This window comes from Citrobacter sp. RHBSTW-00570 (genome assembly GCF_013739755.1).
Lineage (GTDB): Bacteria > Pseudomonadota > Gammaproteobacteria > Enterobacterales > Enterobacteriaceae > Citrobacter > Citrobacter braakii.
The window spans coordinates 137,402-152,384 of record NZ_CP056399.1 but is presented as its reverse complement, the minus strand read 5'-3'; the positions used below and the strand labels follow the sequence as shown (position 1 = coordinate 152,384).

13 protein-coding genes are annotated in these 14,983 nt (G+C 51.8%); 5 read left to right on the top strand and 8 right to left on the bottom strand.

Annotated features, from left to right (window positions below):
• Positions 1–72 precede the first annotated feature (72 nt).
• The 7 genes from aldB to HV237_RS00685 all read right to left on the bottom strand — a co-directional run bounded on the left by aldB (position 73) and on the right by HV237_RS00685 (position 8,555).
• Positions 73–1,611: an aldehyde dehydrogenase AldB gene (aldB, locus tag HV237_RS00715; protein ID WP_047359014.1), complete on the bottom strand. Its 1,539-nt coding sequence runs from the start codon at positions 1,609–1,611 to the stop codon at positions 73–75.
• 92 nt (positions 1,612–1,703) lie between these two features.
• Positions 1,704–2,855, bottom strand: a complete 1,152-nt coding sequence (gene yiaY, locus HV237_RS00710) for an L-threonine dehydrogenase (RefSeq protein WP_047359013.1) — start codon at positions 2,853–2,855, stop codon at positions 1,704–1,706.
• A 188-nt stretch (positions 2,856–3,043) separates the two neighbouring features.
• On the bottom strand, positions 3,044–4,888 hold the full coding sequence (gene selB, locus HV237_RS00705) for a selenocysteine-specific translation elongation factor (protein WP_016157738.1): 1,845 nt from the start codon (positions 4,886–4,888) through the stop codon (positions 3,044–3,046).
• On the bottom strand, positions 4,885–6,276 hold the full coding sequence (selA, locus tag HV237_RS00700) for an L-seryl-tRNA(Sec) selenium transferase (protein ID WP_047359012.1): 1,392 nt from the start codon (positions 6,274–6,276) through the stop codon (positions 4,885–4,887). Before selA ends, selB begins: the two co-directional genes overlap by 4 nt.
• 98 nt (positions 6,277–6,374) lie before the next feature.
• Positions 6,375–6,983 carry a glutathione S-transferase gene (locus HV237_RS00695; protein WP_046275795.1) on the bottom strand — a complete coding sequence of 203 codons (609 nt, stop codon included), beginning with the start codon at positions 6,981–6,983 and terminating at the stop codon, positions 6,375–6,377.
• A gap of 70 nt (positions 6,984–7,053) precedes the next feature.
• Positions 7,054–8,190, bottom strand: a complete 1,137-nt coding sequence (locus tag HV237_RS00690; protein ID WP_016157740.1) for an HlyD family secretion protein — start codon at positions 8,188–8,190, stop codon at positions 7,054–7,056.
• Between the two features lie 2 nt (positions 8,191–8,192).
• Entirely contained in the window at positions 8,193–8,555 is a 363-nt protein-coding gene (locus HV237_RS00685) for a DUF3302 domain-containing protein (RefSeq protein ID WP_047359011.1), read from the bottom strand.
• Positions 8,556–9,088: 533 nt separating this feature from the next.
• Here HV237_RS00685 and mtlA point away from each other — a divergent pair.
• From mtlA to mtlR, 3 genes are all read left to right on the top strand, one after another.
• Positions 9,089–11,005, top strand: coding sequence for a PTS mannitol transporter subunit IICBA (gene mtlA, locus HV237_RS00680; RefSeq protein ID WP_047359009.1), 1,917 nt, complete (start codon positions 9,089–9,091; stop codon positions 11,003–11,005).
• Between the two features lie 220 nt (positions 11,006–11,225).
• Positions 11,226–12,374 carry a mannitol-1-phosphate 5-dehydrogenase gene (gene mtlD, locus HV237_RS00675; protein WP_047359008.1) on the top strand — a complete coding sequence of 383 codons (1,149 nt, stop codon included), beginning with the start codon at positions 11,226–11,228 and terminating at the stop codon, positions 12,372–12,374.
• A complete protein-coding gene (gene mtlR / locus HV237_RS00670; RefSeq protein ID WP_005120486.1) occupies positions 12,371–12,961 on the top strand; it encodes a mannitol operon repressor MtlR in 591 nt (196 codons plus the stop codon). The genes mtlD and mtlR overlap by 4 nt, the downstream gene beginning before the upstream one ends.
• 12 nt (positions 12,962–12,973) lie before the next feature.
• On the opposite strand, the gene HV237_RS00665 is transcribed toward mtlR, so the two are convergent.
• Positions 12,974–13,180, bottom strand: coding sequence for a hypothetical protein (locus tag HV237_RS00665; protein WP_016154958.1), 207 nt, complete (start codon positions 13,178–13,180; stop codon positions 12,974–12,976).
• Between the two features lie 292 nt (positions 13,181–13,472).
• Between HV237_RS00665 and HV237_RS00660 the strand changes: the two genes are divergently transcribed.
• Positions 13,473–13,835: a YibL family ribosome-associated protein gene (locus HV237_RS00660; RefSeq protein WP_016154959.1), complete on the top strand. Its 363-nt coding sequence runs from the start codon at positions 13,473–13,475 to the stop codon at positions 13,833–13,835.
• A 487-nt stretch (positions 13,836–14,322) separates the two neighbouring features.
• Positions 14,323–14,964 carry a DUF3251 domain-containing protein gene (locus HV237_RS00655; protein ID WP_047358810.1) on the top strand — a complete coding sequence of 214 codons (642 nt, stop codon included), beginning with the start codon at positions 14,323–14,325 and terminating at the stop codon, positions 14,962–14,964.
• Positions 14,965–14,983 lie beyond the last annotated feature (19 nt).

Sequence of the window (14,983 nt, the reverse complement as noted above, 5' to 3'; positions counted from 1 at the left end):
ATATATGGGTTTATATATAACTGCAGAATAAAGATATGCCCGGCGCAAAACCGGGCAATAAGTGATGAGAAATTAAAATAGTCCCAGCGGTTTATCCGAGTAGCTAACCAGCAGACATTTGGTTTGCTGATAATGCTCGAGCATCATCTTATGCGTCTCGCGCCCGATGCCTGACTGCTTATAACCACCGAATGCCGCATGGGCCGGATAAGCATGGTAACAGTTGGTCCATACACGCCCCGCCTGAATCCCACGGCCCATCTTGTACGCCAGATTTCCGTTACGGCTCCAGACGCCAGCGCCAAGCCCATATTGGGTGTCATTGGCGATTTCCAGCGCCTCTTCCATGGTTTTAAAGGTCGTTACGGCCAGCACGGGCCCGAAGATCTCTTCCTGGAAAACCCGCATGTTGTTCTTGCCAAACAGAATGGTTGGTTCGAGGTAATAACCTTCTTTTAAGTCGCCACCCAGTTGCTTGCGCCGCCCACCGGTGAGAACGTCGGCCCCTTCTTTCTTACCAATATCGATGTAATTCAAAATGGTTTCCAGTTGACCATGCGACACCTGCGCACCCATTTGCGTCACGCTGTCTAACGGGTTGCCGCTGCGAATACTCTCCACCCGGCGAATAGCTCTTTCCATAAAACGTTCGTAAATAGATTCCTGTACTAACGCACGGCTCGGACAGGTACACACTTCACCCTGATTGAAGGCAAACAGCGCGAAACCTTCCAGCGCTTTGTCAAAAAACGCATCTTCTTCATCCATCACATCAGCGAAGAAGATATTGGGCGATTTCCCACCCAGCTCCAGCGTGACGGGAATAATGTTCTGCGTAGCGTATTGCATGATCTGCTGCCCAACTTCCGTTGAGCCGGTAAACGCCACTTTCGCAATGCGTTTAGACGTCGCCAGATACTCACCGATTTCCCCACCCGCACCGTTTACCACGTTCACCACGCCTGGCGGGAGCAGATCGCCGATGACTTCCATCAGCAACAGCACGGACAGCGGCGTGAGGCGCGCGGGTTTAAGCACGACGCAGTTACCCGCCGCCAGCGCGGGCGCCATCTTCCAGCTGGCCATCAGCAACGGGAAGTTCCACGGGATAATTTGCCCTACCACGCCAAGAGGTTCATGGAAGTGATAAGCCACGGTCTCGCTATCAACCTCGCTTATTCCCCCTTCCTGCGCACGAATACAGGAAGCGAAATAGCGGAAATGGTCAATCGCCAGCGGAACATCTGCCGCGCTGGTTTCGCGGATGGGCTTACCGTTATCCCAGGTTTCTGCCGTCGCCAGCAGTTCCAGGTTTTGCTCCATACGATCGGCGATTTTGAACAGTATCGCCGCCCTGTCCTGCACGGATGTCTGCGCCCACTTGTCTTTTACTTTGTGCGCGGCATCCAGTGCCAGATCGATATCCTTTTTGCCGGAAGAGGCCACTTCGCACAGTAATTGCCCGGTTACCGGCGTCAGGTTTTGGTAATACTCGCCGTCCACCGGGGCAACCCAGTCACCGCCGATAAAGTTATCGTATCGGGCTTTTAACTTCAGAGGGTAACCATACTCGCCGGGATAAATACGCGTTGAAGGGGGGTTATTGGTCATGACCGTCTCCTTGCTGTAGGGGTACTACAAGGGTAGACGGGGCTGGCGAATTATTCGCCAGCCATTTACTGCTTTACGACAGGTATCACGAATTACATAGCAGCGCGATAAATCGCCATGATTTCTTCATGAGTCGCCTGAATCGGGTTAGTGAAACCGCAGGCATCTTTCAGAGCATTGGTCGCCAGTACGGCAATATCCTCTTCCTTCACGTTCAACTCACACAGACCGGCCGGGATATTCACTTTCTGCGCCAGTTCGCGGATCGCCGCGATGCAGGCTTCCGCCCCTTGCTCTGCGCTCAAGCCAGCAACGTCCACGCCCATTGCCGCAGCGCAATCACGCAGGCGAGCGGCAGCCACTTTGCTATTGAAGACCTGCACATGCGGCAGCAGCACTGCGTTACATACACCGTGCGGCAGATCGTAGAAGCCACCCAACTGGTGCGCCATTGCGTGCACATAACCAAGAGAAGCGTTGTTAAAAGCCATGCCCGCGAGGAACTGCGCGTAAGCCATGGCTTCGCGCGCCTGAGCATTGCTGCCATCTGCAACGGCGACCGGCAGGTTTTCCGCAATCATGGTGACCGCTTTCAACGCGCACGCATCGGTAATCGGCGTTGCAGCAATAGACACGTAGGCTTCAATGGCGTGGGTCAGCGCATCCATACCGGTTGCCGCTGTCAGGGACTTCGGCATGCCGACCATCAGCGAGGAGTCATTAACGGACAGCAGCGGCGTAACATGCTTATCCACAATCGCCATTTTAATGTGACGTACTTCATCGGTAATGATGCAGAAACGGGTCATCTCAGATGCCGTGCCCGCGGTGGTGTTAATGGCGATCATCGGTAGTTGTGGTTTTGCAGAACGGTCCACACCTTCGTAATCGCGAATATCACCGCCGTTAGCCGCCACCAGCGCAATGCCCTTCGCACAATCGTGCGGAGAACCGCCGCCGAGGGAAATAACGCTATCACATTCATTTTCTTTCAGTATATGCAGGCCAGCAGCGACGTTACTGGTCGTGGGATTAGGATGCGTACCGTCGAAAATTACGCTGAAAATATCACGTTCCTGTAATGCTTTTTGAATCTCGCCAGCCATACCTAATTTTGTCAGCATGGCATCAGTGACAATCAGCGTACGACGAAAACCATATTCCGCCATTGTATTCATTGCGTCTTTTAATGAATTAGCGCCGATTACATTCACGGAAGGAATAAAAAATGTTGAAGCAGCCATTGTACGATCCTTAATTACTCTAAAGAGTCAGGAAGCATACGAGTGAAATATCCAACAAAATATGATCGTGGTTGTTATTTTAATAACACCCACAATTAAAAAGCACATTAGGTTCATAATCTAATGTGCTTATTTCAATCAATATTTATTTTGTATTAATTCATTTAATTCCTGAATTAATTGTTTCATTACTTTTCGGGAAACAGCAAAGCATCGCGTAATAAATGATCATTTCCCCGGCGACGCGTAAAACCAATGCGGTCAAAATATTCCAGAATCTGGATAGCCAATTTGCGTCCAACGTTAAGCCTGTCGCGGAAATCGGCAGCACAGGTCGATCCTTTCTCCTGATCCAGTTCGCGGATCATATTGGCAAAGGCCACAATACGATCATTACGGTAATAGCGATCTTTGACGATCGCAGTGATGATGCCCTGCTGCGCTGCTTGTCGTAACGCCACACGCATCATCTGCTCATCTGTGCCCGTCTGTTTTGCCAAATCGCGCACCCACCACGGCTCATCGCCAAAAAGCGGTTCTGCTTTTTGCCAGATAGCCTGCTGCTCTTCGCTGAAACCGGCCTTATGATCCGGCAAATGCAGCCAGCCATGATGACTATGGATGGCTCCGCTCTCACGCATCTTTTCAATCAGCAGCAGGACCAGCGCTTCATCTTCCATCGGCAAAGCCATACGGCGCAGGCGTTCTCGCCCAGGTCCTGGTTCATCACGGTGCTGCTCGTGGTACGTTGCCAGCGTATCAAGGACTTTCCGCTGCCAGCGCGCTGCAACGGCAGCATTCAACAGACTGTATCCCGCCTGAATAAAGCCATGCAGCTCAATCAACGGACGCATACCGTTGCCGTTGAGCTGACGCGCCCAGGCGAAGTCAGGAATATTCACCGCCCCGCGCGTCAGATGCAGCGCCAGAGCTTCGCCGTCACTCTGTACCTTCTCCAGCGCTGCCAGCCACTGCAAATATTCCGGCTTACGCTTCCCGCGACGCGGCGGATTGAGCGTTACCACGCGTGCGCCAGCCAGCGTCGTGCGGGCCGAAATATCGCGTAGCACCAGACGGTCGTTATCGGCGAGCCAGAGCGGTGTATCAAACACCAGTTCCGCCAGCGTCCCTTCAAGCAGCGAGATTCTCCCGGTGACGTGGCTGGCCGCGTGGTGAATATGCAGCGGTTGCCACTGCATCAGCGGCGCGGCATGCTCTAAAGAGACAATCACGCGGGTAAACGCCTCTGGCGGTGCATCGGACAGCAGCCAGTCGCCGCGGTTAAGCTCTTCTTTTTGTGCATCACCGGCAATATTCAGCGCAATACGTTGCCCCGCCTGCGCGCGATCGGTGGCCTGATTTTGCGCATGCAAGCTACGTACGCGCATCGGTTTGTTGACGCCCGTGAGCCACAGCGTGTCACCAACAGTCACCTCACCGCTAAGCGCCGTCCCGGTCACCACCAGACCCGCGCCTTTGACCGTAAAGGCACGGTCAATCGCCAGGCGAAAGCTGCAATCGCGGGCATGCTCGCGCGACGTTAATTGCTGTAAATGATCGCGCAGTTCTTCGATTCCACGACCTTCACTGGCAGCCGTCACGAACAGAACCGCATCGGCGAATCCATAGTTCTCAAGCGCAGTATGCACCTCAGTACGTACCGCGTTGATGCGATCGTCATCCACGCGATCGGCTTTCGTGAGCGCCACGGTGATCTGCGGATTGCCCGTCAGTTGCAGAATTTGCAAATGCTCACGCGTTTGCGCCATCACGCCGTCATCACACGCCACCACCAGCAGCGCATGGTCGATCCCGCCGACACCCGCCAGCATGTTGGACAAAAACTTTTCGTGTCCGGGAACATCGATAAATCCCAGAATCCTTCCGTCCGGCTGCGGCCAGTAGGCATAACCGAGATCGATGGTCATGCCGCGCTTTTTTTCTTCCGGCAAACGGTCGGCATTCACGCCGGTAATCGCCTGTAATAACGTTGTTTTTCCGTGGTCAACGTGTCCGGCGGTTGCAATAATCATTTCAGCATCATCTCCATAAACCGGGTCTCGTCCTCAAGGCAGCGCAGATCCAGCCATAAGCGACCATCATAAATTCGCCCAATGATCGGCACAGGCAGCGCACGCCAACGAGCGGCCAGTGCTTCGAGGCGGCTACCGCGCCCGTCATGTGGCGTAAAGGTTAATGCCGCGCTGGGCAGCCTATCAACAGGTAGCGAACCGCTGCCTATCTGCGATAAACAAGGCATAACGTTCAGGGCGAATTCGTCGCCGTAATGATCAGCAAGCCGTGCCTGTAATTGTTGTGCCTGCGCGTGGACAGCCTCCTGCGAGCGGGTGAGCTGGCGTAACGTCGGCAACTTCGCTGCCAGCGCTTCCGGGTGCAGGTAGAGCCGCAGCGTCGCTTCCAGCGCAGCCAGCGTCATTTTATCAGCCCGTAATGCACGTTTCAGCGGATGGCTCTGTAAGCGCGCGATCATCTCTTTTTTACCGACAATAATCCCTGCCTGCGGCCCTCCCAGTAATTTATCGCCAGAGAAGCTCACCAGGCTGACGCCAGCGGCAATCAGCTGTTGCGGCATCGGCTCCTGCGGTAATCCATACTGGCTGAGATCGACCAGCGAGCCGCTGCCGAGATCCGCCACTACCGGAATATCCAGCTCCTTGCCAATAGTGGCCAGCTCTGCCTCATCCACCGACTTCGTAAAGCCTTCGATGCTGTAATTACTGGTATGTACTTTCATCAGCAGACCGGTATTTTCATTTACCGCCTGACGATAATCTTTCGTGTGGGTCCGGTTGGTGGTACCCACTTCGCGCAGAATACATCCGGCCTGACACATCACGTCAGGAATACGAAACGCGCCGCCAATTTCTACCAGTTCTCCGCGTGAAACGACCACCTCTTTGCCGTTAGCTGTGGCCGCCAGCATCAGCAAAACCGCTGCCGCATTGTTATTGACGATACAGGCGTCTTCCGCCCCCGTCAGACGGCAGAGTAAATCCGCCAGGGCCCGATCCCGATGCCCACGCCCGGCATCATCCAGGCTGTATTCCAGCGTCACCGGCGTGCGCATCGCCTGCACCACCGCCTCGATCGCTTCTTCGGCCTGCGATGCGCGACCAAGATTGGTATGCAGCACCGTTCCGGTAAGGTTAATTACCGGACGCAGCGCACTTTGCGATTCTCGTTCCAGCCGGGCGCAGGCCTCTTGCGCCCAGTCCTCACACCATGCCGGGAGCGCGTGCGTGTCGCGAATAGCTTCTCTGGCTTCGTCGAGCATGTGACGCAGCAGGTCAACCACCCGGGTATGACCGTGAGACTCACGTAAAGCTGGGAAGGCGCTATCGCGCAATAAACGATCGATCGCAGGAAGCTGGCTGTAGAGTGAACGCATGTCGGTTGTCATGAAAGGGCCTGGCTGTTGGTGGCCCTCTCCACCGTGGAGAGGGATATCGATATAGGAAGGATTGTACCGTGACTTTGCTTAGGCGAGTATAATGTGTATCAAGCCTTTGGCGGTTCCGTACGGGCAAAACTTTCGCGTTGAAAGAGCGTTTCCACCAGTTTGACCAGACGCGGGCGATCAACACACCAGCCGGGCGCAACCCGACGGAAATTGAGATAACCGACGGCACAGGCAATCGCAATGGTTGCCAGGTTAACCGTATCCGTTTTCAGCGTACCCTCCGCCAGATAACCTTCCAGCATATCCAGACTACGGGTAATCTTTTCTCGCTGGCGTAACAGTTCGGTTTCTGACTGCTGTGCGACGGGGCGAGCCTGTTCGCGTACCGAGACTAAACCGGCATCCATAATGCCATCGGCCAGCGCTTCCAACTGGCGTACCTTCAGCGCCGCCAGTGGTTCACGCGGCAGCATCGCTGGCGCAATATCCAGCAGTTCTATGTATTCCGCGATGATCGGAGAGTCAAACCAGTACTCGCCCTCATCGGTAACCAACGCGGGCACTTTTCCTAACGGGTTATAGCGTGCCACGCCGTTATCTGCGTTATAGGGGAGTTCATTCACAAATTCGAAGGTGATGCCCTTTTCCAGTAACAGAATAGAAATTTTACGCACAAAAGGGCTGGTATAGCTGCCAATGAGTTTCATGCCGGGTCCTTTTTGCCAACAAAAATATCAGTATGGCTCAGGTCAGTGCAAATGGCAGGTGATGGCGGTCTCAATGATCCAAATAAAGGTAATGCATCCAGCTGGTCATGCGCAGCAGCACTTTACGCATCACTGAAACGTGAGCGAAATGGTCGGAATAGACCGCCACCTGGGCATAGATACCGTCCGGCAGCGCATCCACATCGGCATTGGGAGCCAGCTCAATCGTGGCCAGCACGCCATCGGTACCCGGCACCACCGTTAAGGACTGTAATGCTCCCTGCGCCTGATAAGAACCGCCCGGAACAACCGGCAGAATGCTGGTGAGCTTGCCGGAGAATACCTGGCCTGGCAGCGCGTTGAAGACCACTTCCGCTTCATCACCCGGTTTAAGGCGCAGCAACGAATTCTGGCGGAATTGCGCCACGATTTGCCGTTTTTGTTCCGGAATAAATACCATCACCGGGCGTAGAGGCAGCGCGGCGGCATAGGTCCCGGGCCGGATAAGCACCTGTGTTACATAACCGTTGCTGGGCGCACGTACGATAGTCTGCTCAAGATTGTATTTGGCTTCAGCGAGCTGGGCGCGCAGAGACGCAACCTGAGATTGCTCTCCATTGACCATACTGTCTAACTGGCTCTGAATCTGCGTCTGTTCAGCAACGGAGCCTTTGACCAGCGCATCCTGCGCCAGATAGTTTTGCCGGGCATTGTCGATGTCGCTTTCAGAGAATGGATTAACCTTCGCCTGACTACCCTTCAAATAGCGTTGATAATCTTTATACAGGCGATCTCGTTCAGCGGAAACGCGGGTGGTATTGGCTACGGCTTCAGACAGCTGCGCTTTCATATTGTCGATGTTGTGCGTAGCGGTCACCAGGTCGGCCTGCAGCCTGTCGACCCGCGCCTGATAACGAACGGGATCGAGTTTAAATAACACCTCGCCTTTTTTAATCAGCTGATTATTTTTATCTGTCACCTCACTAACAATTCCGGTGACCTGTGGGGTAACAGGAATTGAAATAACCGCCTTTTGCGCCGTAAAGGTATACGGGTGGTTATAGTTCATTAATAAAATGAGTCCCGCCACAATAAACACCCCACCTAATGCGGCGGTAGCAAGCGTCCATTGATTTACCGGAATACGGAATATTTTAAAAATGGCCCAGGCGAATGCCACATAGGTCAGGACAATCAACAAGTCCATGATCAAATCTCCGGAAAGGTGGAGTTATCGTTTTTTTTCTCCCCATCCAGTCTATTTTCCAACTGGGTGATGCGCGCGGCCAGCGCGGCAATTTCAGGGTCAGGTTCCTTCCCGGACGGCGCGATGTGTGACTGCATTCCCCAGCCTCGTTCTGGCTGATAGAGCGTGGCCCAGATCCACAGGAAGGGCCAAATAACATGCAGCGTAAATAAGCTCACCCAACCCGCCGTATGGATGGCATCGGCATGGGGATGGTTGCGCTTCTTAGCCATGTTATAGGGAATATCATGGATGGCGATGATTCCGTAAAACAGAACCAGAAAAACGAAGATCAGCACACCTAACGCGAAATAGTTTAGAAACATACCCGCCTCGTATTCACGCTAATCAGAGCTTTCAATTGCAGGCAGCCGAAAGGAGTCATGGCTGGTAATTTGAACATAATTGCAGTTAGCCATTTCCGCCATACCACCAGGGTATAAATTTTCAGGTTGATGGCTTGCGGGGTAGTTGCAAGAAATAGGTGATGAAACAGAATCCGCTCCAGATCACACCAGGAGAAATCCAGACAAATATTTATTGCGAAGTAGATCACAAATACCCAACAAACAGCCAAAGCAAAAGCGTGAACAACTTCACACTTAACGCCCATTTTTAGCCAATTCTTGACCTGTGATGTTTTTTTGTACCGATATTTTGTGATGAAAATCACATTAACTAACGCCATACACCCTATATTTACGTGACAAACGTCACATAAAAAGCCGTCGACTGGACAGTTGAACGATTCAGTGCCAGATTTCGCAGTATCTACAGGGTCCGGCTACCTCCTGCCGCTACATTAACAAACCTCGGGCTTTTAGCCTGCGCGACAGCAAACATAAGAAGGGGTGTTTTTATGTCATCCGATATTAAGATCAAAGTGCAAAGCTTTGGTCGATTCCTCAGTAACATGGTGATGCCAAATATCGGCGCGTTTATCGCGTGGGGTATTATCACCGCATTATTCATTCCGACAGGGTGGTTGCCGAACGAAACGCTGGCGAAGCTTGTCGGCCCAATGATCACCTATCTGCTGCCGCTGCTGATCGGTTATACCGGTGGTAAGCTGGTTGGCGGCGAGCGTGGCGGCGTGGTGGGTGCTATCACCACCATGGGCGTTATCGTCGGTGCCGATATGCCAATGTTCCTCGGCGCGATGATCGCAGGTCCGCTGGGCGGCTGGGCTATCAAACATTTCGACAACTGGGTAGACGGTAAGATCAAGTCCGGTTTTGAGATGCTGGTGAATAACTTCTCCGCAGGCATCATCGGGATGATCCTCGCCATTCTGGCATTCCTTGGCATTGGCCCATTGGTTGAAGCACTGTCCAAAATCCTGGCGGCAGGCGTTAACTTCATGGTTGTCCATGACATGCTGCCGCTGGCGTCTATCTTCGTTGAACCGGCGAAAATCCTGTTCCTCAACAACGCCATCAACCACGGTATTTTCTCACCGCTGGGTATTCAGCAGTCCCACGAGATGGGCAAATCCATCTTCTTCCTGATTGAAGCTAACCCGGGTCCGGGTATGGGCGTTCTGCTGGCATACATGTTCTTCGGTCGCGGCAGCGCTAAGCAGTCTGCAGGCGGCGCGGCTATCATCCACTTCCTGGGTGGTATCCACGAAATTTACTTCCCGTACGTGCTGATGAACCCGCGTCTGATCCTGGCCGTTATCCTCGGTGGTATGACTGGCGTATTTACCCTGACTATCCTGAACGGCGGCCTGGTTTCTCCGGCTTCTCCGGGTTCTATCCTGGCCGTGCTGGCAATGACGCCGAAGGGTGCTTACTTCGCGAACATCGCTGCTATTTGTGCCGCAATGGCTGTCTCCTTTGTCGTCTCAGCCATTCTGCTGAAAACCAGCAAAGTGAAAGAAGATGATGACATTGATGCCGCAACTCGTCGTATGCACGACATGAAAGCGGAATCCAAAGGTGCATCTCCGCTGGCGGCTGGCGACGTGACTAACGACCTGAGCCATGTGCGTAAAATCATCGTTGCCTGCGATGCGGGTATGGGCTCCAGCGCCATGGGTGCGGGCGTACTGCGCAAGAAAGTGCAGGATGCCGGTCTGTCTCAGATTTCCGTCACCAACAGCGCGATTAACAATCTGCCGCCGGATGTCGATCTGGTCATTACTCACCGTGACCTGACCGAACGTGCGATGCGCCAGGTGCCTCAGGCGCAGCACATTTCGCTGACCAACTTCCTCGACAGCGGCCTGTACGCCAGCCTGACCGAACGTCTGGTTGCAGCACAGCGCCACAACGTGAACGAAGAGAAAGTCCGCGATCACTTGAAAGACAGCTTTGAAGAGGGTGATACCCACCTGTTCAAACTGGGTGCGGAGAATATCTTCCTCGGCCGTAAAGCCACTAACAAAGAAGAAGCGATTCGCTTTGCCGGTGAGCAACTGGTGATAGGCGGCTACGTTGAGCCAGAATACGTCGAGGCGATGCTGGACCGCGAAAAACTGACCCCGACTTACCTCGGTGAGTCCATCGCAGTGCCGCACGGTACGGTTGAAGCCAAAGACCGCGTGCTGAAAACCGGCGTGGTGTTCTGCCAGTACCCGGAAGGCGTGCGCTTCGGTGAAGAAGAAGACGACATTGCCCGCCTGGTCATTGGTATCGCCGCACGTAACAATGAACATATCCAGGTGATCACCAGCCTGACCAACGCTCTGGATGACGAATCCGTGATCGAACGTCTGGCCCATACCACCAGCGTGGATGAAGTTCTGGAACTGCTGGCAGGTAAAAAAGCTTAACCATTAAGTATCTCCAAAATAGTTCGAGCTGCAGAAAGGCGGCAACGCAGCGAATCCCCAGGAGCGTACATAAGTACGTGACTGGGGTGAGCGAGGAGAGCCAACGCATCTGCAGTTCGAAATATGAAGGCGATATCCTCTCCCTTGTGGAGAGGGTTAGGTTGAGGGAAACGCCTCACCCCAGCCCTCTTGGGTAAAAACATTAATGAAGGTTAATACTATGAAAGCATTACATTTTGGCGCAGGTAATATCGGTCGTGGCTTTATCGGCAAACTGCTGGCGGACGCGGGGATACAACTGACGTTCGCGGATGTAAACCAGGTCGTGCTCGATGCCCTGAATGCCCGTCATAGCTATCAGGTTCATGTGGTGGGTGAAAACGAGCAGGTTGATACCGTTTCCGGCGTCAACGCCGTGAGCAGCATCGGCGATGATGTTGTCGACCTGATTGCCCACGTAGATTTAGTCACTACCGCCGTCGGTCCGGTCGTGCTTGAGCGTATCGCTCCGGCCATCGCCAAAGGGCTGGTTAAACGCAAGGCGCAGGGCATCGCCACTCCGCTGAATATTATCGCCTGTGAAAACATGGTGCGCGGAACCACCCAGTTGAAAGGCCACGTTATGAACGCGCTGGCAGATGAAGACAAATCCTGGGTTGAAGAACATGTTGGCTTCGTCGATTCCGCCGTGGACCGCATTGTTCCCCCTTCGGCTTCTGCGACCAACGATCCGCTGGAAGTCACCGTCGAAACCTTCAGTGAGTGGATTGTCGACAAAACACAGTTCAAAGGCGAACTGCCTGACATCCCGGGAATGGAATTAACTGATAACCTGATGGCATTTGTCGAACGTAAACTCTTCACGCTGAACACCGGGCATGCTATAACCGCGTACCTCGGAAAATTGACCGGTCATCAGACCATCCGTGACGCGATTCTCGACGAGAAAATCCGTGCAGTGGTAAAAGGTGCGATGGAAGAGAGCGGCGCGGTACTGATCAAACGCTATGGCTTTGATGTAGCAAAACATGCGGCATACATTCAGAAAATCCTCGGTCGCTTTGAAAACCCGTATCTGAAAGATGACGTTGAGCGCGTGGGTCGTCAGCCGCTGCGTAAACTGAGCGCGGGCGATCGTCTGATTAAACCGCTGCTGGGCACGCTGGAGTATGGCCTGCCGCACGCGAATCTGGTCACCGGTATTGCTGCAGCGATGCACTATCGCAGTGAAGAAGATCCGCAGGCCCAGGAGCTGGCCGCGCTGATTGACGAAAAAGGTCCACAGGCCGCGCTGGCGCAGGTTTCCGGTCTGGATGCCAACAGTGATGTGGTGGCGGAGGCGGTTAACGCATATAACGCAACCAAATGATAGAGAATGTGGCGCAGGTCAGCCTGCGCCCAAATGACAGATTGTCAGATATGCAGGCAATAATGGAACAAACGCAGGCCTTTGAAAATCGTGTGCTTGAGCGTCTGAATGCTGGCAAAACCGTACGCAGCTTCCTCATCACCGCCGTAGAACTGCTCACCGAAGCGGTGAATATCCTTGTGCTTCAGGTATTTCGCAAAGACGACTATGCGGTAAAATATGCCGTAGAACCCCTGCTCGACGGCGACGGTCCGCTGGGCGATCTTTCCGTTCGTCTGAAGCTAATTTACGGTCTGGGCGTACTCAGCCGGCCGGAGTATGAAGATGCGGAGCTTCTGATGGCGCTGCGGGAAGAGTTAAACCATGACGGTAATGAATACGCGTTCACCGACGACGAAATTCTTGGCCCGTTTGGCGAACTCCACTGCGTGACGGCACTCCCGCCGCCACCGCAGTTTGATACCTCAGACTCAGGTTTGCACGCAATGCAGATTCAGCGCTACCAGCAGATGGTACGCTCCACGATGGTACTTTCCCTGACCGAGCTGATTTCTAAAATCAGCTTAAAAAAAGCCTTTCAAAAATAAGACCCTGCAGGCTTACTTCTCTTCCTGCTGCGGTCGATACAGCTGCCGATAATACGCCAGACGTTGCAGATACAGCTGCGCATTCTCCTGCGGTATTTCAGTAGGGACAACGTTGCGCGGTGGTGTTTTATTCAGATATTCGCGAAAAGCCTGGCTTGAAGCCATAAAATCGACCGTCTTATCAATAAGGGCCGAAACGTTCTCACCTATTTTCGCCATAATCTTCCCTCCTCCATGTATTAACCGCGCTCAGCCTGCGCGGTTGCTCATTTAAGTTTAGGATCGGTTGGGCGATTATATTGAGGAAAACGTGCTTCACTATGAACCCGTCAATAAAAAGCACCACGGCCGACCTTATCACTTAAAATTCCTTATTAATCAAAATAGTAGTATTTTCATTAGCTGAATAATACTTGCAACATTTGATTATTTATCTTCGATTAGTTGTGAATAATCCCGCTCTGCGCGCATACTATAGGATATTCATCCTATTTTTATCAGAAGCTATCCTATGAAAGAAGTCGAAAAAAACGAAATTAAACGCCTGAGCGATCGTCTGGACGCTATCCGCCACCAGCAGGCAGACCTGTCCCTGGTTGAAGCCGCCGACAAATATGCCGAGCTGGAGCAAGAGAAAGAAACGCTGGAAACCGAGATCGCGCGTCTGCGTGACGTCCACGGTCAGAAGCTGAGCAAAGAAGCGCAAAAGCTGGCGAAACTTCCGTTCCGTCGTGCTATCACCAAAAAAGAACAGGCCGACATGGGCAAGCTGAAGAAGAGCGTGCGCGGCCTGATCGTCGTTCACCCGATGACCGAGCTTGGCCGTGAAATGGGCCTGAAAGAGATGACGGGCTTCGCGAAGAGCGAGTTCTAAGCACTCCCGCATCACAGGCTCTCAAGACACCCGTCGAACGGCGGGTGGCTTGAGAGCATCGGGCTATATTCCGAATTTTTTCTTGTAAATATTTACACCGCTTATATACAAGTTCATTTTTAACGGCAATCTCTGCTTTTCAGAAAAAAAATCCCACCATCATGTCTGTTTGTATTTATACAATGAATTTTTTCATCCTCTTTTTTCATGACCCGCAGAATATAATTGACCCACAAAATTAAATAACATTATCATCTATAAAACAATGCCCCTATATATAAATATTATGATTATATTTTTATAAGGCATTGCTATGGGTAATTAATAAATAATATTGGGTATTTTCAAAATTTCATATAAGCAATGAATATTTTCATTATAACCATACATTAATGGGTTATTGGCAATGCCCGCAGAATAGTGAGTTAGCTGTATAAATAACAGACAACTATTTACACCATATAAATTATAAATAAGGATATTTTATATGAACAATAATGGAAAATTTGTTCCGCTGCTTGTTTTGGGATTCACATTCTTGTTATCGGGTTGTGATTACTTTGCAGATAAACACCTTGTCGAAGAACTAAAAAAACAACAAAAAGAACAAGAAGAAAAGATAAATTTACTAGAAAAACAACAAACTACGATTATTAACGCGACACAAAAGGTCGCCGAAGTCGTTGGACGCATTGAACGCAAACAACGGCTATTCGACTACACAGAACTGGACCCATCACAAACGCACTATTTTATTATTAACAACGGCAATATCGGCTTAGCCGGGCGTATTCTATCTATTGAGCCAATAGATGATGGAAGTGTTATTCATCTTGATTTGGTTAACTTACTCAGCATTCCCGTATCAAACCTGGCGTTTAATATGACATGGGGTACGAAAAAACCTTCCGAGGCAAAAGATCTGCCTCGCTGGAAACAGCTCCTGCTCAACACGCAAATGGATTCGACAATAGAACTCTTACCGGGAGCATGGACAAACGTCACGCTGACATTAAAAGGCGTATCGCCCAATAATCTTAAGTATCTAAAAATAGGCATTAACATGAAAAATGTTATTTTTGACAGCATACAACCTATTAAAGATACAAAAAAGAAATCAAAAAAATAATAGCCATTGATACAACTAT

Bases quoted from the DNA above. Each gene is read 5' to 3' on its own strand.
- yiaY (WP_047359013.1), bottom strand. From the start codon at position 2,855: ATGGCTGCTTCAACATTTTTTATTCCTTCCGTGAATGTAATCGGCGCT.
- HV237_RS00695 (WP_046275795.1), bottom strand. From the start codon at position 6,983: ATGAAACTCATTGGCAGCTATACCAGCCCTTTTGTGCGTAAAATTTCT.
- mtlR (WP_005120486.1), top strand. From the start codon at position 12,371: ATGATAGAGAATGTGGCGCAGGTCAGCCTGCGCCCAAATGACAGATTG.
- aldB (WP_047359014.1), bottom strand. From the start codon at position 1,611: ATGACCAATAACCCCCCTTCAACGCGTATTTATCCCGGCGAGTATGGT.
- HV237_RS00660 (WP_016154959.1), top strand. From the start codon at position 13,473: ATGAAAGAAGTCGAAAAAAACGAAATTAAACGCCTGAGCGATCGTCTG.
- selA (WP_047359012.1), bottom strand. From the start codon at position 6,276: ATGACAACCGACATGCGTTCACTCTACAGCCAGCTTCCTGCGATCGAT.
- HV237_RS00690 (WP_016157740.1), bottom strand. From the start codon at position 8,190: ATGGACTTGTTGATTGTCCTGACCTATGTGGCATTCGCCTGGGCCATT.
- HV237_RS00665 (WP_016154958.1), bottom strand. From the start codon at position 13,180: ATGGCGAAAATAGGTGAGAACGTTTCGGCCCTTATTGATAAGACGGTC.
- selB (WP_016157738.1), bottom strand. From the start codon at position 4,888: ATGATTATTGCAACCGCCGGACACGTTGACCACGGAAAAACAACGTTA.
- mtlA (WP_047359009.1), top strand. From the start codon at position 9,089: ATGTCATCCGATATTAAGATCAAAGTGCAAAGCTTTGGTCGATTCCTC.
- HV237_RS00655 (WP_047358810.1), top strand. From the start codon at position 14,323: ATGAACAATAATGGAAAATTTGTTCCGCTGCTTGTTTTGGGATTCACA.
- mtlD (WP_047359008.1), top strand. From the start codon at position 11,226: ATGAAAGCATTACATTTTGGCGCAGGTAATATCGGTCGTGGCTTTATC.
- HV237_RS00685 (WP_047359011.1), bottom strand. From the start codon at position 8,555: ATGTTTCTAAACTATTTCGCGTTAGGTGTGCTGATCTTCGTTTTTCTG.